The organism is Halospina denitrificans, assembly GCF_004364635.1.
GTDB lineage: Bacteria > Pseudomonadota > Gammaproteobacteria > Pseudomonadales > Oleiphilaceae > Halospina > Halospina denitrificans.
In genome coordinates this window covers 419909-442519 of sequence record NZ_SOAX01000002.1, presented here as the reverse complement: position 1 = coordinate 442519, position 22611 = coordinate 419909, and the positions used below count along the sequence as shown (strand labels likewise).

15 protein-coding genes are annotated in these 22611 nt (G+C 61.6%); 6 read left to right on the top strand and 9 right to left on the bottom strand.

Annotation, left to right across the window (positions count from 1 at the left end):
• Positions 1–21: 21 nt before the first annotated feature.
• On the top strand, positions 22–999 hold the full coding sequence (locus tag DES49_RS05680) for an NADPH:quinone oxidoreductase family protein (protein ID WP_133735412.1): 978 nt from the start codon (positions 22–24) through the stop codon (positions 997–999).
• Here DES49_RS05680 and DES49_RS05675 read toward each other — a convergent pair.
• The 9 genes from DES49_RS05675 to DES49_RS05635 form a co-directional block, all read right to left on the bottom strand.
• Positions 996–2384, bottom strand: a complete 1389-nt coding sequence (locus tag DES49_RS05675; protein ID WP_133735411.1) for an amidase — start codon at positions 2382–2384, stop codon at positions 996–998. The genes DES49_RS05680 and DES49_RS05675 overlap by 4 nt on opposite strands.
• Before the next feature lie 15 nt (positions 2385–2399).
• Complete coding sequence (locus DES49_RS05670) at positions 2400–4226, bottom strand: long-chain-acyl-CoA synthetase (RefSeq protein WP_133735410.1); 1827 nt, start codon at positions 4224–4226, stop codon at positions 2400–2402.
• Between the two features lie 237 nt (positions 4227–4463).
• Positions 4464–5297, bottom strand: a complete 834-nt coding sequence (locus tag DES49_RS05665; RefSeq protein WP_133735409.1) for an SDR family oxidoreductase — start codon at positions 5295–5297, stop codon at positions 4464–4466.
• Positions 5294–7282 (bottom strand): acetyl/propionyl/methylcrotonyl-CoA carboxylase subunit alpha, encoded by a 1989-nt coding sequence (locus DES49_RS05660; RefSeq protein ID WP_133735408.1) that lies wholly within the window; start codon positions 7280–7282, stop codon positions 5294–5296. The genes DES49_RS05665 and DES49_RS05660 overlap by 4 nt, the downstream gene beginning before the upstream one ends.
• Positions 7283–7490: 208 nt before the next feature.
• Positions 7491–8303, bottom strand: a complete 813-nt coding sequence (locus tag DES49_RS05655; RefSeq protein WP_133735407.1) for an enoyl-CoA hydratase/isomerase family protein — start codon at positions 8301–8303, stop codon at positions 7491–7493.
• Positions 8303–9469 (bottom strand): citronellyl-CoA dehydrogenase, encoded by a 1167-nt coding sequence (atuD, locus tag DES49_RS05650; RefSeq protein ID WP_133735406.1) that lies wholly within the window; start codon positions 9467–9469, stop codon positions 8303–8305. The genes DES49_RS05655 and atuD overlap by 1 nt, the downstream gene beginning before the upstream one ends.
• 502 nt (positions 9470–9971) lie before the next feature.
• The gene (locus DES49_RS05645; RefSeq protein WP_133735405.1) at positions 9972–11588 is read right to left on the bottom strand and encodes an acyl-CoA carboxylase subunit beta; all 1617 of its coding nucleotides are present in this window, start codon (positions 11586–11588) and stop codon (positions 9972–9974) included.
• A 5-nt stretch (positions 11589–11593) separates the two neighbouring features.
• Positions 11594–12466: an SDR family oxidoreductase gene (locus DES49_RS05640; RefSeq protein ID WP_133735404.1), complete on the bottom strand. Its 873-nt coding sequence runs from the start codon at positions 12464–12466 to the stop codon at positions 11594–11596.
• Positions 12467–12890: 424 nt separating this feature from the next.
• A complete protein-coding gene (locus tag DES49_RS05635; RefSeq protein WP_133735403.1) occupies positions 12891–14684 on the bottom strand; it encodes an acyclic terpene utilization AtuA family protein in 1794 nt (597 codons plus the stop codon).
• A gap of 130 nt (positions 14685–14814) precedes the next feature.
• Here DES49_RS05635 and DES49_RS05630 point away from each other — a divergent pair, with 130 nt between their 5' ends.
• From DES49_RS05630 to DES49_RS05610, 5 genes are all read left to right on the top strand, one after another.
• Positions 14815–15411: a TetR/AcrR family transcriptional regulator gene (locus DES49_RS05630; RefSeq protein ID WP_133735402.1), complete on the top strand. Its 597-nt coding sequence runs from the start codon at positions 14815–14817 to the stop codon at positions 15409–15411.
• 258 nt (positions 15412–15669) lie between these two features.
• Positions 15670–16713, top strand: a complete 1044-nt coding sequence (locus DES49_RS05625; protein WP_133735401.1) for a hypothetical protein — start codon at positions 15670–15672, stop codon at positions 16711–16713.
• Between the two features lie 48 nt (positions 16714–16761).
• The gene (locus DES49_RS05620) at positions 16762–17790 is read left to right on the top strand and encodes a putative solute-binding protein (protein ID WP_133735400.1); all 1029 of its coding nucleotides are present in this window, start codon (positions 16762–16764) and stop codon (positions 17788–17790) included.
• A 27-nt stretch (positions 17791–17817) separates the two neighbouring features.
• Positions 17818–19872: a TRAP transporter large permease subunit gene (locus DES49_RS05615; RefSeq protein WP_133735399.1), complete on the top strand. Its 2055-nt coding sequence runs from the start codon at positions 17818–17820 to the stop codon at positions 19870–19872.
• 220 nt (positions 19873–20092) lie between these two features.
• Positions 20093–22609, top strand: a complete 2517-nt coding sequence (locus DES49_RS05610) for a S8 family peptidase (protein ID WP_166646000.1) — start codon at positions 20093–20095, stop codon at positions 22607–22609.
• The last annotated feature ends 2 nt before the right edge of the window (positions 22610–22611 follow it).

The following is a 22611-nucleotide window of genomic DNA, read 5'->3' as shown; positions in this document are numbered from 1 at the left end:
AACAGTTCAGGAGAAACAGGGATGCGCGCGATTCTTTGCCGGGAATACGGCCCCGCCGACACACTCGAGATCGGGGAACTGGACTCCCCCGAGGCCAAGGGGAGCAGCGTCAAGGTCCGCGTCAAGGCTGCTGGTCTCAACTTCCCGGACACCCTGATCATCGAGGGCAAGTACCAGCTCAAGCCCCAGATGCCGTTTGCCCCGGGCGGGGAAATGGCCGGCGAGATTCTCGACGTGGGGGATAAGGTAACCCGCTTCAAGCCCAGCGATCGCGTCATGGGCCTGACGGGCTACGGCGCCTTTGCCGAGGAAATCGTCGTGCCCGAGGCGCAGCTGATCCCGATTCCCGACGGCATGTCCGACGAGGAAGCCGCCTCCTTTTCCATGGTCTATGGGACCTCGTACCACGCCCTCAAGCAGCGCGCCAACATCCAGGAAGGCGAAAAGCTCCTGGTCCTCGGTGCCAGTGGTGGTGTGGGCCTGGCAACGGTTGAGCTGGGCAAGGCCATGGGCGCCCATGTGATCGCCGCCGCCAGCAGCCAGGCCAAGCTGGATGTGGCGAAGGAAGCCGGCGCGGATGAGCTGATCAACTACACCGAGGAAAACCTCAAGGATGCCGTGAAAAGCCGGGCCCGCCAGGGCGTGGACGTGGTCTATGATCCGGTGGGGGGCGACTTCACCGAGCAGGCCCTGCGCTGCATGGCGTGGAATGGCCGGCATCTCATCATCGGCTTCGCCTCCGGCACCATTCCGCAGATTCCCGGGAACCTGCCGCTGCTCAAGGGCTGCTCCGTGGTTGGTGTATTCTGGGGCAACTTCACCATGAAGGAGCCCAAGACGAACATGCAGAACATCATGGAACTGCTCAAGCTCTACGGCGAGGGGAAAATCCGCCCGCGTGTCAGCGAGGTCCACCCCTTCGAGGACTACGTCAAGGCACTGAACGGGCTGAGTGAACGCCGGGCCACGGGCAAGATCGTTCTAAAGGTGGCGGACTAACCCGCCTCCAGTTCGAAACCAAGCTCCAGGAGCAGCCGCTCGTGGCCGTGCCCGGCGGCAATATGGACGCTAATGGGCAGGTTGTCGGCTGTCCGCCCCATGGGCATGGAGAGTGCCGGACCGCCCGCCGTATTGAAGTAGGGCGTGAAGCTGGCATAGGCCTGGAGTCGCTCAAAGAGTGTCTCAAAGGGCACATCGGGCGACAGGTAGCCGATCCTCGGCGTTGTGTGGCCCACGACCGGCGACAGCAGGGCATCATAGGTCTTGAAGAAGTGCGCGTACTGCTGTCGGGTTCGTTTGAGGCGGGCCACCATGGCGGGCGTCCGCCACATATTGTGCCGGTAGTGCCGGCTCAGCCCCTTTGAAAGCCCGTCCATCTTCTCCGGCTGGAAACCGCGCCCGAAGGCGTGCCAGCCCAGTTTCTCGGCCATGAAGGCCAGGAAACCCCAGTAGAGCTTGAAATCCTCGGGGAAGGACGGCTTCACCGGCGGTGCCACGGACTCCACGATATGGCCGTTGCGTTCCAGCAGGCGCGCCGTGGCCTCAACCGTCTGGCGCGTGTCGTCGTCGGTGCGGTGGCCGTTGATGGAGTCCGTCATCAGGCCGATGCGCAGGCGCCTGTTACCAGGGCCTTCCACCCGGCCAATGGGTGGAAGCCTGCGGTTGCTGTAGACCGTCTCCATTTCCGCGTGGAAAAGCGCTGTGTCCCGGACGGTCCGCGTCACCACCCCTTCACTGAGAACGTTAACCGGCAGCTGTTTCGCCTGGTCGGTAACACGATGGCGTTCCCGGGTGGGTTTCAGGCCCACCAGGCCGCAGCAGGCGGCCGGAATGCGGATGGAGCCGCCGCCGTCATTGGCGTGGGCCATGGGCACGGCCCCGGCGGCAACCAATGCAGCCGAGCCGCCCGAGGAGCCACCGGTTGAAAACTCCGTATTCCACGGGTTGCGCGTGGGTTCGGTGTAGTCCGGCTCGGTGGTGGCGTTGAAGCCGAACTCCGGCAGGTTGGTCTTGCCCAGCACGTTCAGGCCAGTGCCAAGGAGCTGGCTGGCATAGGCGCCGTCTTTCTTCGCCGGCCGCCGGGCCACGGCGGCGGAGCCATGGCCCGTGGGGAGGCCGGCCAGATCCGTATTGTCCTTGACCAGAAACGGGATGCCGGAAAGTCCATTACCGTGAGACACCGCGCCACGCGCCCGTTCATAGGAACGGAACGCCATGGCGTTCAGCGATGGGTCTACTTTTTCAATTCGTGCAATAGCCGCCTCGGTAAGCTCCCGGACGCTGCACTCACCGCTGCGCAGCTTCTGCGCGAGGCCAACGGTGTCCGCTTCGCCCAGGGCATCATCCCCAAAACAGTGGATGCTTGGCTTGTCCGTTTCAGCCATCACGGTCTCCTCAGGTCAGAAACTGTACTCGCCCTGATCAATGGCCCGGGCGGTGTTCGCGTCAATCTCCTGGTACTCCCGCGTGCCCGGCAACAGTGCGAAAACCCGATCCCCGTCGTCGCCGGGGTGATAGGCCTGTTTCCGGAGATCCGTCTTCTTGTACTTGAAGGTGCCGGTCTTTTCGATGGTCTCGGTCAGCCGCAGGAAGACGGGGATGGCATAGGGCGGGAGGTTGTCCCGAAGGTACCGGTAGAAGGCCTCCAGGTCCGGTGTCTGTTCCCGGGGCACCAGGGTGGCCATGCCGGCCTTGCCGTCGGTTCCGGGGACCTCGATGCCATAGACAATGGCTTCCTCGAAACCACCGAAACCATCAATGATGTTCTCCACTTCCGTGGTGGAGACGTTTTCCCCCTTCCAGCGGAAAGTGTCACCCATGCGGTCGACAAACTGCAGGTGACGGCAGCCGATGTCGCGCATCATGTCGCCGGTGTTGAACCAGGCATCGCCCTTTTTGAAAGCGTCCCGGATGATGGATTTCTCCGTCGCTTCCTTCTGGGTATAGCCCTCGAACTGCCACTTCTTCGTGATTTCGCCGATCAGCAGACCAGGCTCGCCCTGTTTCACTTCCTCCAGCCGTCCCTTGCTGTTGCGGATGGGCTCCTTGGTGCCCTCTTTTACGCGCACCAGCTTGTAGGGGGCGGTGGACATGCCCACGGTGTTGTCCAGGTTCAGGATGTTGGTGAAGCCGATGTTGCCCTCGCTGGAGGCGTAGAACTCCGCGACGTGCTCGATGCCGAAGCGTTCCTTGAACTCCTTCCAGATGGAGGGGCGCAGGCCATTGCCGATCATCTTGCGAAGCGGGTGGTTGCGGTCCTGGGGGCTGGGCGGCTGGTTCAGGAGGTAGCGGCAGAGTTCGCCCACGTAGCCGAAGGTGGTGGCGCCGTAATAGCGCACATCGTCCCAGAAAGTGCTGGCGCTGAAGCGCCGTTTCATGACCAGTGAGGAGCCACCCGCGACCACTGACCCCCAGCACACCAGCAGGGCGGTGGCATGGTAGAAGGGCAGGGTGCAGTAGAGGACGTCGTCCGGTGTCATGTTCAGCGCCATGAGCCCGAAGCTGCCGCTGGCCTTGTAGAACTTGCGGTGGCTGCTGGGTGCGGCCTTGGGCAGGCCGGTGGTGCCGGAGGTGTAGATGTAGACGGCCGTGTCGCCGCGCCGGGGCGGGTCGGCGGGGGCCGGGTCTAGGTCATCAAAATGGCTGACGGCTTCGGCCAGGTTCTCGTAGCCTGCGGGCGCCTCTCCAAAGTCGTTTCGGGTATTACGATCCGCCAGGTAGAGCAGGGCATTGTTGCGTTCTTCCGGCATGACCTTCTCACGCACGGCTTCGAAGCTGTCCAGAAGTTCTTCACCCACCACAATCATCTGCGGGTTGACCAGGCTGATGCTGTGGGCCAGGACATCGCCTTTCTGGGAGGTGTTGAGCATGGCGCAGGCGATGCCGATCTTGGCGGCACCGGTTACCGCGGCCAGCAACTCCGGGCGGTTGCCGAGGAAGATGGCAATGGTGTCACCCCGGCTCAGGCCCTGGTGGCGGAAGTAATGGGCGTAGCGATTGGCCCAGGCGTTGAATTCGTGCCAGTTGATCTGCCAGTCGTCGTAGTGGATGGCGGGCTGTTCGCTGTGGCGTTTTGCGTTCCGCTCGATCAGGGTGCCCATGGAGCCGAGCTTGTCGTCGTTGCTCATGGAGTAGTAGTAATAGCCTCGGGCCATGAAGGGGAATTTGCGCATCAGGCCGGGGACTTTGCGGAGGACGTCTCTGCGGCGGATCTGTTCCGTGGTCATGGGGCTCCCTGTTCTTTTTGTCGGGTTCGTGGCGGGGTCCCGGTCGGGGGCGGTAATCCGGGAATCGCCACAAGTACTTTTCAGCTGCGCTGTCCTGCTCCGCTGAAAAGTCCAGGCCTTACATCCTGTAAGCCCGTTTACGCTCAGTCGCGTAAACCCATGTAGGCTGCCCTCCGCCATCCATGGCTCCGGAGCTTCCCGGATTACCGCCCCCGACCGAGACCCTCTGGTTCAGTGCTAGTCGTCTAGGAAAAAGTCTTTCATCAATTCCGGACCGTTCGGGTCGTAACGGTATTGCTCCAGGTCTGTTATTCCTTCTTCCGCCAGCACGTTGTCATCGATCAAGCACTCGCCCGTGGTTCGTGTGGGCGGGCGCTGGAGGATGGCGCTGGCGGCGTCGCCCATGATTTCGGGTTTGCGGCCCTTGGCCATCAGGTCCGGGCCGCCCACCTCGAATTCGATGGCGGCCGTGGATACCAGGGTTCGTGGCCAGAGTGAGTTCACCGCCACGGGCATCTTGCGGAATTCTTCCGCCATGCCGATGGTCAGCATGGACATTCCGTACTTGCTGACGGTGTAGGGGGCGTTCTGGGCGAACCACCTGGGGTTCAGGCTGATGGGGGGCGACAGGTTCAGGATGTGGGCGTGGTCGGATTCTTTCAGCCAGGGCAGGGCGGCCTGGCTGCAGACGAAGACGGCTCTGGCGTTGATGGACTGCATCAGGTCGTAGCGTTTGACCGGCAGGTCTGCCACGCCCTGGAGGCGGATGGCGCCGGCGTTGTTGACCAGGCAGTCGATGCCGCCGAAGTGGTCGGCGGCCTGTTTCATCACTTCGGCGACCTGGTTTTCGTCCTGGACGTCGAGCTTCAGTGCCAGCGCCTTGCTGCCCGTTTCTTCCACTTCCTGAGCCACCGTATGAATCGTGCCGGGCAGCTTGGGGTGCGGTTCGTCGGACTTGGCCGCGATGACGATGTTGGCGCCCTGGCGCGCGCAGGCGAGGGCGATGGCGCGTCCGATGCCGCGGCTGCCCCCGGTGATGAAGACGGTTTTTCCGTTAAGCGTGCTCGTCATGGTGATTCTTCTCCTGGATTGGATGAATCCTCGGCTGAGACGGTCATGAGGACCTGTCGATTGCGGACCTGGTCACCCGCGCTTACGCGGATGCCTGAAACACTCCCGTCGCGGTCCGCCCTGAGGGGGTGCTCCATCTTCATGGCTTCGAGCACCGCCAGTGTCTGGCCAGCCTGGACAGTGTCTCCCTCAGTCACGCTTATTTCAATGACGGCGCCGTCCATGGTGGCGCGGACTTCGCCGCTGCCCTGTTCATCGGCGCGCCGGGCCGGGGCATGGGTATCGTCCCGCAATGCCAGTGTTCGCCCGGACAGGTGACAATATAGGGTCTGATCCACGAGCTGATATTGGCACGTCTGACGCACGCCGTCCGCACTGAGGATCAATTCCCCGTTGCGGTGGTCTTCGGCGGTCAGTCTGAGCTCATGGTCGCCGACCTGAACCCGGGCTTCGCCCCCGTGATCCCGAAGCCGGACCCAGGTGGCGGTGTGCCCGTCATTGAGCAGCATCGGGCAGGCACTCGGCAGGCTGTTGCTCCAGCCGCCCCGGTCCGCGTACTCGGACCTGATCTCGTTCCGGTAAAGCACCAGTGCGGCAACGGCCAGTTCCATGGAGATGGCCTGGATTGGCTGCAGGCTGGGGTCGTCCCTGAACTCCGTGTCCAGGAAGGCCGTGGTTGCCTCGCCGGCGGCGAAGGTTTCGTGTGCCAGAACCCGGGACAGGAACCAGGCGTTATGGGTGACCCCCAAAAGCACCGTGTCTTCCAGCGCCCGGATCAGCCTCCGGCGCGCCGTGCCACGATCCGGACCACCGGCCACCACCTTGGCGATCATGGGGTCGTAATGGGGCGTCACGCGCATCCCCGCAGAAATCCCATGATCCACCCGGATGCCGTCGCCTTCAGGCGGAATCCAGCAATGAACGGGCCCCGTCTGCGGCATGTAGTTCTGAGCGGGATCCTCCGCGTAAAGCCGCACCTCAATCGCATGCCCGCAGATCCGGACCTCGTCCTGAACGAGCGGCAGCGGCTCCCCGGCCGCAATCCGTAGCTGCAACGCCACCAGATCCAGCTCCGTCACCATCTCGGTAACGGGGTGCTCCACCTGCAGCCGCGTATTCATCTCCAGGAAGTAAAAGGCCCCGGACTCATCAACAATAAACTCAACCGTCCCGGCCCCGACATAACCACAGGCCTGCGCCGCCTTAACCGCCGCATCCCCCATGGCCTGCCGCATGGCTTCATCAACAAAGGGCGAAGGCGCCTCCTCCACCACCTTCTGGTGCCGGCGCTGCACCGAACAGTCCCGCTCCCCCAGATGAATGGCATTACCCTGCTGATCCGCAAACACCTGGATCTCAATATGCCGCGGCCGGACAATCGCCTTCTCCAGAATCAGCTCCCCGTCCCCAAAGGCCGACTCCGCCTCCGACCGGGCCCGCGCCAACTCATCCGCCAGCGCCGCCGGCTCATGCACTAACCGCATCCCACGCCCACCACCCCCGGCGGACGCCTTGATCATCACCGGATACCCAATCTCATTAGCCGCCTCCTGCCAGGCCCCCGACTCCGTCTCCGAACTCTGGAACCCCGGAACCGTCGGCACCCCCGCCTCAGCCATCGCCTCCTTCGACCGCCGCTTCGAGCCCATCAGCTCCATGGCATGCGCCGGCGGCCCGATAAAGGTAATGCCGTTGTCGGCACAGGCCGACACAAAGCCCGCATTCTCGGAAAGAAACCCATACCCCGGATGAACCGCATCAGCTCCCGTCTTCCGGGCCGCTTCAATGATCGCGCCCACATTCAGATACGACTCCGAAGCCGACGCCGGCCCGATACACACCGCCTCATCTGCCACGCTCACGTGCGGCGCATCCCGGTCCGCTTCGCTGAACACGGCAACGGTCCGATATCCTAGCGACTGCGCCGTCCGATTCACCCGAACCGCAATCTCGCCCCGGTTAGCAATCAATACTTTGTTGAACATCTATCACCCCTTACTGGTGATGCATTGCTGTTTCTTATGCGGCGTTTTCCCATGAACTCTAAGTGGTGCGGTGGGGGCTCCCTTTCCGGGAGGCTCGATGACAGGATGTCATCGCGCCAGCGCCCATGGATGGGTTTACAGCGGTCCCGGAAAGGGAGCCCCCATCGCGCCACCTGCACAAACCCAACCGTCTGGAGACAAACCAACCCTATTCCTCAGCCCAGGAAGGCTTCCGCTTCTGCATAAAAGCCATAGTCCCTTCCTGCCCCTCGTCACCGCGAACAGCCCCCGCAAAATCCGCAGCCGCCCGATCCAGCAACGACTCCAACGGCTCCGTCTCCACCGAAAGCAACAACTCCTTGGTCATCCGGGAAGCCCGAGGCGCACAATGCCGAACCCGCTCCAAGGTCTTCGCCACCTTCGTCTCCAACTCCTCACCAGACTTCGCAAAGTCATGCACAACACCCAGCCAGAACGCCTCACTCCCACCAAACCGGTGCCCCGTCAGAGCCAACCGCCGAGCCCGAGTCAACCCGATCCGCCGCACCACAAAAGGCGCAATCTGCGCCGGCGTAATTCCCAACGTCGTCTCCGGCAACCCAAACTTCGCGTCCTCCATGCACAGGGCCACATCCGTCACACAGGCAAGCCCGAAACCACCGCCCATCACGGCCCCCTCGAGCACCGCAACCGTCGTCTGCGGCGCCGACTCCACCTCCGTCAGCAACCGCCCAAAAGCCCGGTTCAATTCAAAGATCGGATCCTCGCCATCCTCCACCTTCTGGCTCCGCGCCGAGGCCATATCCTTCACATCACCCCCGGCACAGAAATGACCTCCGGTACCGCGCAGTACCACGGCCCTGGGCTCCGTCTCATCCCGGATCGCCGCGAATACCTCCCGCAGCTCGTGCACCATCGCCAGGCTCATGGCATTGCGGCTGTCCGGCCGGTTCAGGGTCACATGGAGAAGACCCTTCTCTGTTTCCAGCTTCAGCGTCTCGCACTCGGGCAGGGCACTCATCACGCGCCTCCTTTGTCCTTGCCGGGCAGTGTGCCCATGAGTTTGCAGATGATCCCGAGCATGATCTCGTCGGCACCGCCCCCCACCGACACAAGCCGCACATCGCGGTAAGCACGGGAGACCGGGTTGTCCCACATATAGCCGTTGCCACCCCAGTACTGCAGGCAGGCATCGGTCACCTCGCGGCCCAGGCGCCCGGCCTTGAGCTTGGCCATGGAGGCGAGCTGGGTAACGTCCTTCTGCGCCACGTGCAGTTCACAGGCCTGGTAGGTGAGGGCACGCAGCGCCTCGATCTCCGTCTGCAGCTCGGCCATGCGGAAGTGGATGGCCTGGTTGTTGATCAGAGGTTGTCCAAAGGTCTCACGCTCGCGGCAGTACTCAATGGTCCGGGTCACGCAGCCCTCCAGTGCCTTGATGACGTTGGCCGCACCCCAGAGCCGCTCCTCCTGGAACTGCAGCATCTGCATCATGAAACCGGTCCCCTCGGCACCAATGCGGTTGCGCTTGGGCACGCGCACGTCGTCGAAGAACACCTGGGCGGTCTCGGAGGAACGCATGCCGAGCTTGTCCAGGTGTGGCGCGACGCTGATTCCGGGGGTGTCCATGGGGACAATGATCAGGCTCTTGTTCTTGTGGGGCTTGTCGTCGCTGGTGTTGGCCAGCAGGCAGATGAAGTCGGCGCTGGGGGCGTTGGTGATCCACATCTTATGGCCGTTGATGATGTAGTCATCGCCATCGGATTTGGCATTGGTCTTGAGCCCGGCCACGTCCGATCCAGCACCCACTTCGCTGACGCCGATGCAGCCGACTTTCTCGCCGGTGATGGCGGGGCGCAGGAATTCTTCCTTCTGTTCATTACTCCCGAAGCGCGCCAGGGCGGGTGTGCACATGTCGGTCTGGACGCCGATGGAGAGGGGCACGCCGCCGGCGGCCGCAATGCCAAACTCCTCGGCGGCGACCAGGTTATAGCTGTAATCGAGACCCATGCCGCCGAATTCTTCGGGTTTCTGGATGCCGAGGAGGCCGAGGTCGCCGAGTTTCTTGAAGACCTCGTGGATGGGGTAGCGGCCGTCGCGTTCCCATTCATCGCAATTGGGGTTGATTTCTTTTTCGACGAAATCGCGGACGGTTTTTCTTAGGGCTTGGTGTTCTTCGGTGAATTGCATTTGGGTTTGGCCTCTGGCTCTAGATTGGTTGTTGGGTGCCGGGCTGTGGAGTGGGGGAACCTTTCAGGGACCGCTGTGAACCCATCCATGGGCGCTGGCGCGATGACATCCTGTCATCGAGCCTCCCTGAAAGGTTCCCCCACTCCCCAGTCTTTCCAGGTTTGGGGGTATCGCCGGCCGTTCCAGTCGTCGCTCTTGGCTGAAAACAGCCCCACTCCGGCGCCTTATAACTTTCCGGGTTACGCTGGCAATACTGACAGCATTCTTCATTCCTGGGCCTCTTGGATTTCCGCATAAATCCGTCTGTCTCGATTTTTCGCTCCAAGACTTCGGTTGCTTTTTGATGCCCACGCGAAGCCCCGATTCTGCTCTGGCTCTGGGGACGGTGACCCTTGCAGGGAGGCTCGGCGGCAGGACGCCGCCGCGCCAGCGCCCATGGATGGGTTCACAGCGGTCCCTGCAAGGGTCACCGTCCCCAGAGCCCCAAGGCCCGAAGCCCCGCTCACAATCTCGCAACCCCAAAGCTGTTGGATTGCAAACGCCGCTCATCGCCTTCAGCACAAATCGCCAGCGCCTCACCCACAACGCGACGTGTGTCCCTGGGATCAATCAGTCCGTCATCCCAGAGTCGGGCGGTGCCGAAGAGGGAATGGGAGCCGTCGTTGAGTTTCTTGGCGGTGGACTGTTCGAGGACATCCAGTTGCTGCGGGTCGGGTTCGATGCCGTTCTTGCGTTGTTTTTCCTCGGCCACGATGCGCATGACCTTGCCGGCCTGGGCGCCGCCCATGACGGCGGTGCGGCTGTTGGGCCAGGCGAAGATGAAGCGCGGGTCGAGGCCGCGGCCGCACATGGCGTAGTTGCCGGCGCCGTAGGAGCCGCCGATGACGACCGCGATGCGCGGGACCCGGGCGTTGGTGACGGCCTGGATCATCTTGGAGCCGTGTTTGATGATGCCGTTCTGTTCGGAGTCGGTGCCGACCATGAAGCCGGTGGTGTTGTGCAGGAACAGAAGCGGTGTTTCGGACTGGTCGCAGAGCTGGATGAACTGGGCGGCCTTGGCGGCACCGCGTGGCGTGATCGGGCCGTTGTTGCCGATGATGCCCACGGACCGGCCGTAGAGCTCGATCCAGCCGCAGACGGTCTGGCTGTCGAAATCGTTCTTGAAGTCGAGGAAGCGCGAGCCGTCGGCGATGCGGGCAAGGATTTCGCGCACGTCGTAGGGCTTGCGGCTGTCGGCGGGGATGACGCCTGGGAGTTCCTCCGGGCTGTAGATCGGATCTTCCCAGTCGCGGCTGTTTTTCGCTGGTTTGGACTTGTTCCAGTCCAGTGACGCCATGATCTCGCGGGCCTGGCGTACGCCGTCGGCGTCGTTCTCGGCCAGGTATTCGGCGGTGCCGGCCACTTCGCTGTGCATGACGGCGCCGCCCAGGTCCTCGTCCGTGGCGATCTCGCCGGTGGCGGCCTTGAGCAGGGGTGGGCCGGCGAGGAACATCTTGGACTGGCCGCGCACTACCACCACGTAGTCGGACAGGCCGGGCTGGTAGGCGCCGCCGGCGGTGGCGTTGCCGTGGACGACGGTGATCTGGGGAATGCCGGCGGCGGACATGCGGGCCTGGTTGGCGAAGCCCCGGGCGCCGGGGACGAAGATGTCCGTGGCGTAGTTGAGGTTGGCGCCGCCGCTTTCGGACAGCGAAATCACCGGCAGGTTGTTCTCCATGGCAATTTCCTGGGCCCGGAGTGTCTTATCGAGCCCAGCCGGGGTGATGGTGCCGCCCTTGATGGCGCTGTTGCTGGCCGAGATCAGGCAGCGTGCGCCGCCCACATAGCCGATCCCGCAGATCATCCCGCCACCGGCCATGCTCCCGTCCTTGTCTTCATGCATCTTGTAGCCGGCCAGCGAGCAGATCTCCAGGAAGGGGCTGCCCCGGTCCAGCAGAAGGTTGATGCGCTCCCGTGGCAGCAGCTTGTTCTTCTGGTTGAACTTTTCCCGCGCCTCTTCCGCCTTGTCGCGCACGAGCTGCTCGACGCTCCGGAAGGTATCAATCTCCGCCTGCATGGCCTCGGCGTTCTCGGTGAACTCCGGGCTGTTCGGGTCGATGGTGGATTCAATCACCTGCATGGCGTTCAGTCCTCGTCATTCTGGAGTACCCGGGGCGTGACCGCCCGGTGGAAGCCGTTGAAGGCCTCGTTGTTCTTCGCTTTCGGCAGCGGCCAGACGCTCCCGCCCTGGGAGGCGCCGCCGTCGATGCGCAGTGTGTCGCCGGAGATGAAGCGTGAGCCGGGGGAGAGCAGGAAGCAGATTGCCGCGCTTACCTCGGCTTCCGTTCCGATGCGCTTGCAGGGCACGGCCTCACGCAGACCCCGGATCCAGCTCTTCATGCTGTCCGGGTAGCTGTCCATGCCACTGGAGCCGATCCAGCCCGGGGCCACGGCGTTCACCCGTACCCCGGAAGCACCCCATTCCACGGCGGCAGTCTGAGTGAAGTTCACCATCCCGGCCCGCGCGGCGCCGGAGTGCCCCATACCGGGCATGCCGCCCCACATGTCGGCAACGATGTTCACAATGGCGCCGCCGGTCTTGGTCATGCTCTGGTTGTAGACCTCGCGGGAAACAAGAAAGCCGCCGGTGAGGTTGGTGCGCACGACGGTCTCCCAGCCTTTCTGGTTAATGCCGGCCAGCGGCGAGGGGAACTGGCCGCCGGCGTTGTTGACCAGGCCGTGGATGGGGCCATGGTCGCTGATGATGCTCTGGACCACGGGTTTGACGGCGTCCTCGTCGCGGATGTCGCAGCTGTAGGGGTGGGCGGTGCCGCCGTCTTCCTTGATTTCATCCGCGACAGCCTGGACTTTCTCGAGCTTGCGGCCAATGAGGATGACGTTGGCGCCCAGCGAGGCCAGTTCATGGGCGGTGCAGCGGCCGATGCCGGAGCCGCCGCCGGTGACGATAATCGTCTGGTTCTCGAACAGGCCTGCTTTGAATACTGATTGGTAGCTCATCTGGGTTTTGTCCCTAGCCTTTTGGTTCTGTGCCGGCACCGCTGCGGGGGAACCCTTTCGGGGACCGCTGTGAACCCATCCATGGGCGCTGGCGCAATGACATCCTGTCATCGAGCCTCCCCGAAAGGGTTCCCCCGCATCGGTGCTTCTGAATTTTGGGGGGAGCGCTTATTTTTAGAGCTCTATTTCCGTCTGCACTCACTCAATGATTGTTCTTCCTGTAGTTCTTCGAGCATTCTTACCAGTCTAGGGCCCCAATACCTCGGTTGCGTTACCGTTGAGCTTGCAGCGCCGCAGTGGGGAGTGCTTTCAGGGAGGCTCGGCGGCAGGAAGCCGCCGCGCCAGCGCCCAGGGATGGGTTCACAGCGGTCCCTGAAAGCACTCCCCACTGCGGCGCCCCCTCAAAGCTCACAATCCAAAAGGCTCAACGCACCAACCCCGAAGGCACCGGAACAGGAATTTCCAGCAACTGTTGGGCAAACGCCTTCCCCTGCGGATCAATCCGCAGACTGGCAACGCCGCCGCCACCAAGGCTGTGCTTCAGCAGAAAATTCAATCCATGGATCCCTGGCATATGCCACCGCAGTACTTCGCCTTTCTCGGGATCCAGCGTGTGTCCCATCCATTCAGCTACGCGCTCCGGCTTCAGCGCCGCCGCAATCCAGGGCAGGTAGTCCTCGCGCCGGGCAACCACACCGATGTTGCAGTGATCGCCCTTGTCCCCACTGCGCCCCCAGGCCAGATCCACCAGACGCACTTCGGTATCCGCCTTGCCCTCAGCCCCGGGGATCGGTGCGTCTTTTGATGTTTCGCCCGTGTTGAAACCGCCCTCCGTGGGCACATCGACCTCTTTTTTCTCACCGTTCATATCCACAGAGACGGAAACCATGTCTTTCGGTACCAGGCACGAATACAGCCGGATCTTGGGCCAGACCGTGGGGCGGCCGCCGACGATGCCGGTCAGACCCGGGGCCATGCCGGTGCCGGCCTGGGCGATCTCGCGGGAGAAGATGACCAGGGCTTTCTTGTCCGGGTGGGTCGCGCTGATCTTGATGACGACTTCCCGGGTATCGGCGTGGCGGCCCTGGGGGCCGTAGGTGGTTTCGGTGCCGAGAAGCTCCACGCTGGTGTCGCTGTAGGGCGCATGGCCGTATTCCTGGATGACTCGCTCGGACTTTCGCAGTATGGCGTTGGCGACGGCGTCGGCCTTGCGCGCGGCGTCCATGCCCGCCAGCAGGAAGGTGACGGTGCACTTGTGGCCGTCCGGCCAGGTGCCGGCGACTTTGTACGTGTCGGTCGGCGGAAGGCCCCGGGCGCCGGTGACTTGGACCTGGTCCGGGCCGGTTTCTTCGAGGCGGACCTGGCTGAAGTCGCAGGCAACGTCCGGCAGGTGGTAGGCGTGCGGGTCGTCGATCTCGTAGACGAGCTGTTCCGCCACGGTGCCGAAGTTAACGGCACCGCCTGTCTCGGGTGGCTTGGTGATGATGAAATCGCCGCTCGGCTCAACCTCCACAATGGGGAAGCCCATGTTGTCGAAACCATCCATGACGCTTTCCCAGTCGGTGAAGTTGCCGCCGGTGGCATGGGCGCCGCATTCGATGAGGTGGCCAGCCAGGCTGCCCTGGGCAAGGCGGTCGTAGTCATCCGCGGCCCAGCCGAATTCGTGCATCAGCGGGGCCAGGACGACGGCGCTGTCGGCAACCCGACCGGTGACGACAATATCGGCTCCCTGCTCCAGTGCACTGACAATACCGGGTGCGCCCAGATAGGCATTGAGGCTGACCATCATGCCGGGCAGGGGAGCGTCTGTGTCGATCTCGGTGATGCCGGCCTTTGAAAGCTGGTTCTTCTGTGGCATCAGGTCGTCGCCCAGGACCATCCCGATCTTCAGGTCCAGCCCCTGTGCATCCACCAGGGCCTGGAGGGCGTCGCGGCAGGCGACGGGGTTAACGCCGCCGGCGTTGCTGATGACCTTGAGGCCCTGCTTGCTGATCTCGCCGAGCAGTGGCGCCATGACGGTATCCACGAAATCCCGGGCATAGCCCTGTCCCGGATCCTTCATCTTCTGGCCGGCCATGATGGACATGGTGATCTCGGCCAGGTAGTCGAAGACGAGGTAGTCGAGGTTGCCTTTTTCCACGAGCTGGCGCGCGGCGGTCTGGGTGTCGCCCCAGAAGGCGGCGGCGCAGCCGATGCGCAGGGACTGGCGGCTTGTCATGGGTGTGTCCTTTTAGGGTTCAAAGCCTGTTGGAAGAAATGTACCTAGCAAGCGCTTGGTTTGTAAAGCGTGCTATGCTGAAACTGCTAGAATCATGGCCGTTGTCCCGAATCCGTAAAGGAGCATTCGCTTGCCTACTGCCCAGGCTGGTCCCTCACAGAGCTTTACCGACCCGAACAGTGCCCGCGGGCGTCTTCTCAAACAGGCCGCCCATCTGTTTCGCGAGAAAGGGTATGAGCGCACCACTGTGCGTGACCTGGCGGCAGCCGTGGGGATCCAGTCCGGCAGTATCTTCCATCATTTCCGTACCAAGGAAGACATACTCAAGGCGGTGATGACCGAGGCCATCCTGGTGAATACAGAGCGCATGCGGGCCCGCCTCAAGGGAGCCTCTTCCACTCGTGATGCCGTTGAGGCGCTGATCCTGTGTGAACTGGAATCCATTAACGGGGAGACCGGGGAGGCCATGACCGTCCTCGTCTACGAGTGGCGAAGCCTTTCCGAGGAAAGTCAGCGCTCCATTCTCGCGCTGCGTGAGACCTATGAGGGCCTGTGGCTTGAGGTGCTGAAGCAGGCGCGCCAGGAAGGACTGATCCAGGCGGATCCTTTCGTGCTGCGCCGTTTTCTGACCGGCGCCCTGAGCTGGACAATCACCTGGTACCGGCCAGAGGGCTCCATGACCGTTCCCGAGCTGGCCCGCCAAGCCATGGCAATGCTTAAGCTTTAAACAGCCCTTGGTGCTACCGCATTTCCCTTTTGGTGCCACTCGCTGTGGTGACATCACATTTTGCCACTTCGGCCATCCCTTCCGGTTGCATCGTCCTTCAGACTGCCGTTTCATATTCATCCATTGAGAAATGTCACATTGTGACCCAGGAACTGTTGACGCAATTCAAGCTGTCGAACAACTCAAGTATTGTCTCGGTCGCGTGATGGCGATAGCGCCTGAATCGGATGGCCGTGGATCCAAAAAGGAGTTTTACAGATGCATAACAAGACCAATAAGAGCATGCCTCTGGTTCGCGTTCTCGGGGTAATGGCCCTGGTAGTGACGCTGGCCGGGTGTTCGGTCAACCCGCTTCACAAGATCACCGGTGACGTCATGACCGGTTACGCCCAGAAGGAAAACACGCCCTATGTGCTGGCCATGACGGATATCGAGATGGCCTGCTCGCTGGGGGAGTCGGTGGACCCGCTTCTCTATTCGTTTTCACGCGTAACCATGGCACCGGAGAAGACCGGTACGCTGCTGCAGATTCTTTCCGGCATCTGCATGGAACAGCGCGCGGTTGAGGAAGAGCTGCGTTACCTGCGGGCCGATTACAACGGCAATACCGGCAATATGCGGGACGCGCGCGAGAACATGCAGCGCCTCTACGGCATCACTGCCAACCGTCGTGTTGAAGCCTATCAACGGATGCTGCGCGGGTTCAGCTACGATCCTGTTCCGGGTGCTGAATGCCCCGACTTCTATACCGACCAGGACGAGATTACCTTCCTGCTTGGCCTCGCCGCCGGTGCCCAGGCTGTTATTGACAACGGCAAGGCCCGGGGCCGGGCCGAGGTTCCAAGGAGTATTGCCGCCGAGGTGGAGCGCTCCGCTGACTGCGTGGACAACGAGAAATGGGCCGGACTGCCCAAGGCACTGCAGGCCAGCATCTGGGTACTGCTCCCCGACCTCCGCCCGAACAAGGACGTGGACCCATGGGCAACCCTCAAGAACAGTCGTGAACTCGGTTTCGAACGTGGGCTTCGCACCTCGGCCGCGCTGGAGCTGTTGATGGCGGAAAACGTCGGCAAGGACAAGGTGATTGCGGACTCCCTGGCCTACCTGGAACGGACCCGGGACGAATTCCAGGTCAACCCTGAATACAGTCTCCCGGACCTCGTGGGAATGCGCATCGCGTGGGCGGTCTCGGACCGTATCTGGACCGAGAAATACGGCTACCGCACGCCAAGGGATCAGTTCGGAAAGACCGGAAAAGAGACTGACAGTAAAGACGATGTTGATACGGAAGGCCTCCTCTGAGGAGGCCTCAATCCAAGAGCCCTACAAAAACAGGAACAGGAGCCATTCATGCGATTTCGTTCACTGAGTGCATCACTACTTCTGGCAATGGCGCCGTTGGCCCAGGCACAGGATGACGCAATTGATATGTGCGTGTTTGACCTCATCGGCTCCAGTGGCGACCAGTTCGCACTGGTGGAGGATTACGCGCTGGATATGCGCGACAAGGGGGTGGAGTACAACCTGGAGCCCTACACCGATGAAGGCGTTGCCATGTCCGACTTCGCTGCTGGCAAGTGTGATGCCCTGGCGGCAACGGACCTGCGTATCCGTCGCTACAATGAATTTACCGGGACACTGAGTGCAGTAGGGGCCATCCCCTCCTATGACGCGCTTGAAACAGCGCTCACGGCAATCGCCCAGCCCAAGGCGAGTGATTACATGGAGGAAGGTAACTATGAGGTGGCCGGTATCTTCCCACTCGGTGCCGCTTACCTCTTCGTGACCGATCGTGATATCAACACCGTGGAAAAGCTGGCCGGCAAGCGCATTGCAACGCTCGACCACCATCCGGATGCGGTGCACATGGTGAACTACGTTAATGCCAGTGTTGAGCCTTCCGAGATCACCGATTTCGGTGGCAAGTTCAACAACCGTTCCGTGGATGCGGCCTATGCGCCGGGCTGGGCCTATGAGGCGCTGGAGCTCTATCGCGGCATTGGCGACGAGGGCGGGATTGTCGACTACCCCCTGGGTCAGCTCACCCTGCAAGTCATTGTTCGTGATGACGTTCTGAGTGACAAGAAAGCCCAGCAGTCACGCAATGTTGCCCTGGACCATTTTGACAGTGCTCTCTCCGTGATTCAGGAATACGAAGAGGATATTCCTGACCAGGCATGGGTCGATATCCCGGATTCCGACATCGAGGATTATCAGGAAATGTTCCGCCAGAACCGGATTGAACTGCGTGATGGCGAGGATGAGGACGGCGACAAGGTGAAGCAGGTCTACCATGGCGAGATGCTGACTCTGCTGCGCAAGGTGCGTTGCAAGCTGAACCCGGATGCGTCCGAGTGTACGGCATCAGATCGCGAATAAGTCCGGAATCCATAGCCTGAGGTTGTAATGGTGGAACAGTCGCCCTCGTCCTGGGGGAGCGCACGCTCCCCCAACCATGCACGTCGGTTGCATGGAAGTATTGTACTCCTGCTGCTGCTGGCATTGCTGCTCATGGGGCTTGGAGGCTCCATGCACACCCGGCTGCTGTCGATGGGGGAGCAGATCTGGCCCGGCTACTACTCGCTGAATCCCCACGCCAGTGCGCCGAGCTGCGAAACCGACATCGATCTGGATAAGCGCGTCCAGGAAGAGATCGCCGAAAAAGAGGATGACCCTTTCGGGATCAGTGGTGGTGATGCGCCGAATGAGAAGGCGATCAGGGACTCCATCAAACGCAACCTGGAGCGGTGCGAGGAGCGCCACGAGAAATTCGAGGCCATGCAGGAGCGCATTACCCCTGTTCTCATTGCCTACAAGGCGGTCGAACGGGGTATGTCCGAATGGCTGACGGATAACCGTTCCCTGTCAACCTATCTGTTTATCCTGCTCCTTGGGTTTGGCGCGGCGACTGCTGCCTTCAGCAACCACCACATCAGCATTGTGCCCCCCATGAACCGCCCGGACTGGGCGCTCGCCCAGGGCGGGCAGCTGGTGGTGAATCTGCTGATGGTCCTGTCCCTGAGGAACTACCTGGGCGACCTGGAGTCGACCCCGGATACCCAGAGACTGCAGGAGGTTCAGCACGCCTGGACGCTGATGTTCGGTGTATTGGCGGTCATCAATCTCTGGCGCATGTTCAGGATGCCGGACTACCTTCCGAAGGGACGTTTACGCCTGGGGTCACCTCTGGTTCTGCCTCTCTACTGCTGGATGGGGCTGGCGGGCTATGTGTACTTTGCCCATGATGGCAGTTGGGATACGGCCGGGTTGGGAGTCTATTTCAATCAGCTCACCAAGCATGCCTCGCTGTTCGTCAATATCGGGCTCTATGTTTTCGTGGGCATGATGCTCAAGCAGACGTCGATCCCTCAGCGTCTGCTGGCTGTCATCCATCCCTGGCAGTTGCCGCCGGCGGCACTGGCGTCCCTGGTCATATTCGCGACGGCCTTCCCCACCGCATTCACCGGGGCGTCCGGGATCTTCATCCTCGCTGTTGGTGGCACCATCTACGATGAGCTGCGGCGTGCCGGTGCCGGGCGTCAACTGTCATTGGCGACAACCGCCATGTCCGGGAGTCTCGGCGTGGTGCTCAATCCCTGTCTGCTGATCGTGGTTGTCGCGGCCCTGAACCGGGAAGTGACCACCACCGAACTCTTCGGATGGGGCTTCTGGGTCTTTGTGCTCTCGGCCTGCATCTTCACCTTCATGGTGTGCAGCAGCGAGAAGGAATGGAAACCCCGGGTGGTGAACAAGCGTTATGCCATGAAGACATCGCTGCGCGCTCTCAAACCACTGATTCCTGATGTGGCGCTGGTGGCGGTTGTGGTTTTTGCCTTCTGGCTGGTTCTGGGTATGGAATTCAATGAGTTCAGTGCCCCGACCATGCTGCCGATCATCATGATGGCGCTGGTCTGGCTCGATCATTCGGGGGAGGGCAGCAGGACCCTGGGCACTGCCAGACGGGTGGCAGTGGGCGCCGGCGAATCGGCGGTCCACGTGGGGGCGTTGCTCACGCTTATCGGGCTGTCGATGACGGTCGGAGGCGTGCTGGAGCGCTCCGATATCATCGCTGGCCTCTTCCCGGCGCAGGCGGACTCGGTCCTTCTGGTGGTGCTGGCGCTCATGGTGATGCTGACCATCATCGGCATGTTCATGGATCCCTTTGCGGCCGTGGTTCTGGTCTCCGCCACCATTGCCCAGCCGGCCATCGGCCTGGGCGTGGATCCGCTCCACTTCTGGGTCATGACCATTGTTGCCTTTGAACTTGGATACCTCACGCCGCCAGTGGCGCTGAACCATCTTCTCACGCGGCAGGTGGTCGGCGTTCGCGAAGCGTTCGTACCGGAACCCGAGGCGCCCAATTTCTATCGACGGTTCCAGCGTCTGCTGCTGCCGTTGATGGTGATGTCGCTGACGCTGGCTCTGGTGGCATTGGTGCCGCTCCTGTTTTACGGTAAGTAATCTGTGACAAGGTAAAACATTGTGGAATCGCGGCATTCTGTGCCGCGTTTCCTTCCGGCATCATGATGTGCGTGCCAGACTTGATGGACAGAGTTGAATGGAGCTGTACGTGATTGGGTCGCGATCGCGGTTTTCACAAGGACACTTAACAGCGCGTCTCTCGCTGCCTCTGGTTCTGGGTATGTCATTGACCGGCTGTGGCGGGGATGGTGACGGGTTTATGGATAATCAGCCCGGAACACTCAGCGGCACCATCGAGATAAGCTCTGGAACGCGCGTTGATAGGGATACCGCTCTTGATCTGGAGATTGGAGGGCTGGACAGCTCCCTGAGCAGTCCGATCGAGGGTGTCCAGAATCCCAGTGCCCCCTTTCCGGGTAATGTCATTGCCGGGGGCTACGTCAGTGCGTATTCCGGGTCCTACGATGCCGAACTCGACTACCCAAAAGATGACCGGGACACATTGCGCCTGCAGCTTTCAGAAGGCCAGCGTGTCTCGGTGAATTTCTTTCCCGCCCTTGCCGACTCATCAGGCGAATTCGAAACTGAGGATGCTCCCCAAACCAAGTTGACACTCACGCCTGTAGGTAATGAGGCAAATAAGGTGTCCAGTGCCGAAGACAGGGAGCTGAATAAATCGGTGCAGGCTCCACAGAACGGGGAGCATGATCTCGTTATTAGAACGACCGATGGAGGTCCCGCCCGTTACGTACTTCGATCAACCTCACTCAGCGGGAATGAGACCCTTGGGCAGGCATCTGCAGATTTCGAGCCTGGCGAAGCCATAATCACCAGGGAAGCAGTGGAATCGGGTGGGGCGATTCGGGCACAGGCCAGCGGGTCGGTTGAGCTCGCAGACCAGGTTGCAAGTCAGAAGGGGCTTGGAGGTAACCAGTTTCAGGTCACTATGCCAATAGAGCGAGAGGCCATTCTGCCGGCGGGTGCGAGCAATTCGAGGCGCAAGGCGCAAACGCTGGAGTGGATCCGGGAGCTCAATGACACCCCGGGTGTTGCGTCAGCAGTTCCCAATCACAGGGTTCGTGCAACCCAGTCCACGATTGACTGTGCAACAGCAGAGCCGGACCATCCCGAGTGCCAGGATCAGTTTGGACTCCAGGCGTGGCACTACAATCTGATCAACACGACAGGGGACTCAGGGGCGTGGAGCAAGGCGGCAGGAACCAATACTCGGATTGCAGTCCTGGATACCGGGGTGGCCTGGATGGATGGCGACTGGCATCCCGATCTGGCCCCGAACATCAACTGTGGTGAACCGGGCGGGTGTTTTGACGCCGTGGACGGCTCTCTCCCGATTGATGAGGATGGCTCCCATGGGACCCACGTCTCCGGACTTGCGGCGGCAGCCGCAACAGACGACGGAGACGTAACCGGGGTGGCGCATGACGCAAAGCTGGTTCCTGTTCGTGTACTTGGGGGTGATGAGGGGACCGTTGCTGACGTTATCGAAGGCGTCCGCTGGGTCATCAATAATGGCAATCCTCATGCGGATGTGATCAATCTCAGTCTTGGCAGTCAGACACAGAACCCAACGCTTGGCGATGTGCTGGCGGAAGCGACAGCGGCTGGCATTCTCGTGGTGGCTGCATCTGGAAATGCGGGCGACGATCGGCAATTCTTTCCGGCGGCCTTCCCCTCCGTTCTTGCGGTCGGTGCCGTGGACTGCGAGGGCAATCGCTCCAGCTTTTCCAATTTCGGAAACTGGTTGGACTTGGTCGCTCCGGGCGGGGGTAATGCAAGAGCTTGCGACAGTAATGGTGAGGCTGACGATTCTGTATTCAGCTCTTTCCCTTCCGGTGATCCGCCGGTTGGTGGCCTGGAAGGTACTTCTATGGCGGCACCCCATGTCGCAGGTGTGCTTGGCCTGATGCGCGAGGTGAATCCCGGTGTTGAAATGCCGATTATCCGGGCCTTGCTGCGTGAAGGCAGGCTGACCCAGAACAATGATGCCGGTACTTTTGACCAGGAGCTGGGGCGGGGCATTATTGATGCGAACGCTTCGGTCACGGAGGATCTGTCCGGTTTTGCAGCACTGGCGCCGAGCCTGGAGCGGCTGCGTCTTGACGACGACCGGCAGACGGTTGATCTGTCCTTGGATGCGGTGGGTAACGACTCCGCCACTTTCAATGAGGTAACGGTTACTAATGGAAAGCAGCCCTGGCTGGTCGTCGAGCCTGCGGACGGTGAGCGCAACTTCCGGGTATCGCTGGATACAGAGGAGATGGATGAGGGCCAGTTCTTCCGCAGTGCGATCAATGTGAGCTATAGGGTGGATAACGGTGAAACGCGTGAGTACCAGATTCCGGTGACGGCCACCCTGGAAGCCAATGAGTCCGACCGCAATGCTGGCGCCCACTTCGTTCAGCTGGTCCCGGTGGATGCCGCCAACGATGGGTCAGTTTCCGAGAATACCGTACAGACCCTGGTGGAAGCCCGGAATGGTCAGTACCGGTTCAAGTTCGACACCAGTGAGATGGAGCCGGGAGAGTACCTGCTGATTGCGGGCTCGGATCTGGATAATGACGGGGCCTTCTGTGGTGCCGGCGAGGCCTGCGCGGAATTCCCGGTTACGGGGCAGCCGCGGCCCATCGAGATTACCCGGAACATGAGCCGGAGCGTGGAACTTGAAACCGCCTTTACCCGTCCGTTCGATTCCCAGGGTGGTGGCGTAGTGCCGGTAGGTGGTTATCCGCGGCTGAACCAGGATGAAATGGAGTAGGG

Bases quoted from the DNA above. Each gene is read 5' to 3' on its own strand.
- DES49_RS05675 (WP_133735411.1), bottom strand. From the start codon at position 2,384: ATGGCTGAAACGGACAAGCCAAGCATCCACTGTTTTGGGGATGATGCC.
- DES49_RS05645 (WP_133735405.1), bottom strand. From the start codon at position 11,588: ATGCAGGTGATTGAATCCACCATCGACCCGAACAGCCCGGAGTTCACC.
- DES49_RS05655 (WP_133735407.1), bottom strand. From the start codon at position 8,303: ATGAGTGCCCTGCCCGAGTGCGAGACGCTGAAGCTGGAAACAGAGAAG.
- DES49_RS05670 (WP_133735410.1), bottom strand. From the start codon at position 4,226: ATGACCACGGAACAGATCCGCCGCAGAGACGTCCTCCGCAAAGTCCCC.
- DES49_RS05665 (WP_133735409.1), bottom strand. From the start codon at position 5,297: ATGACGAGCACGCTTAACGGAAAAACCGTCTTCATCACCGGGGGCAGC.
- DES49_RS05610 (WP_166646000.1), top strand. From the start codon at position 20,093: ATGGATAATCAGCCCGGAACACTCAGCGGCACCATCGAGATAAGCTCT.
- DES49_RS05640 (WP_133735404.1), bottom strand. From the start codon at position 12,466: ATGAGCTACCAATCAGTATTCAAAGCAGGCCTGTTCGAGAACCAGACG.
- DES49_RS05680 (WP_133735412.1), top strand. From the start codon at position 22: ATGCGCGCGATTCTTTGCCGGGAATACGGCCCCGCCGACACACTCGAG.
- DES49_RS05620 (WP_133735400.1), top strand. From the start codon at position 16,762: ATGCGATTTCGTTCACTGAGTGCATCACTACTTCTGGCAATGGCGCCG.
- atuD (WP_133735406.1), bottom strand. From the start codon at position 9,469: ATGCAATTCACCGAAGAACACCAAGCCCTAAGAAAAACCGTCCGCGAT.
- DES49_RS05615 (WP_133735399.1), top strand. From the start codon at position 17,818: ATGGTGGAACAGTCGCCCTCGTCCTGGGGGAGCGCACGCTCCCCCAAC.
- DES49_RS05660 (WP_133735408.1), bottom strand. From the start codon at position 7,282: ATGTTCAACAAAGTATTGATTGCTAACCGGGGCGAGATTGCGGTTCGG.
- DES49_RS05635 (WP_133735403.1), bottom strand. From the start codon at position 14,684: ATGACAAGCCGCCAGTCCCTGCGCATCGGCTGCGCCGCCGCCTTCTGG.
- DES49_RS05625 (WP_133735401.1), top strand. From the start codon at position 15,670: ATGCATAACAAGACCAATAAGAGCATGCCTCTGGTTCGCGTTCTCGGG.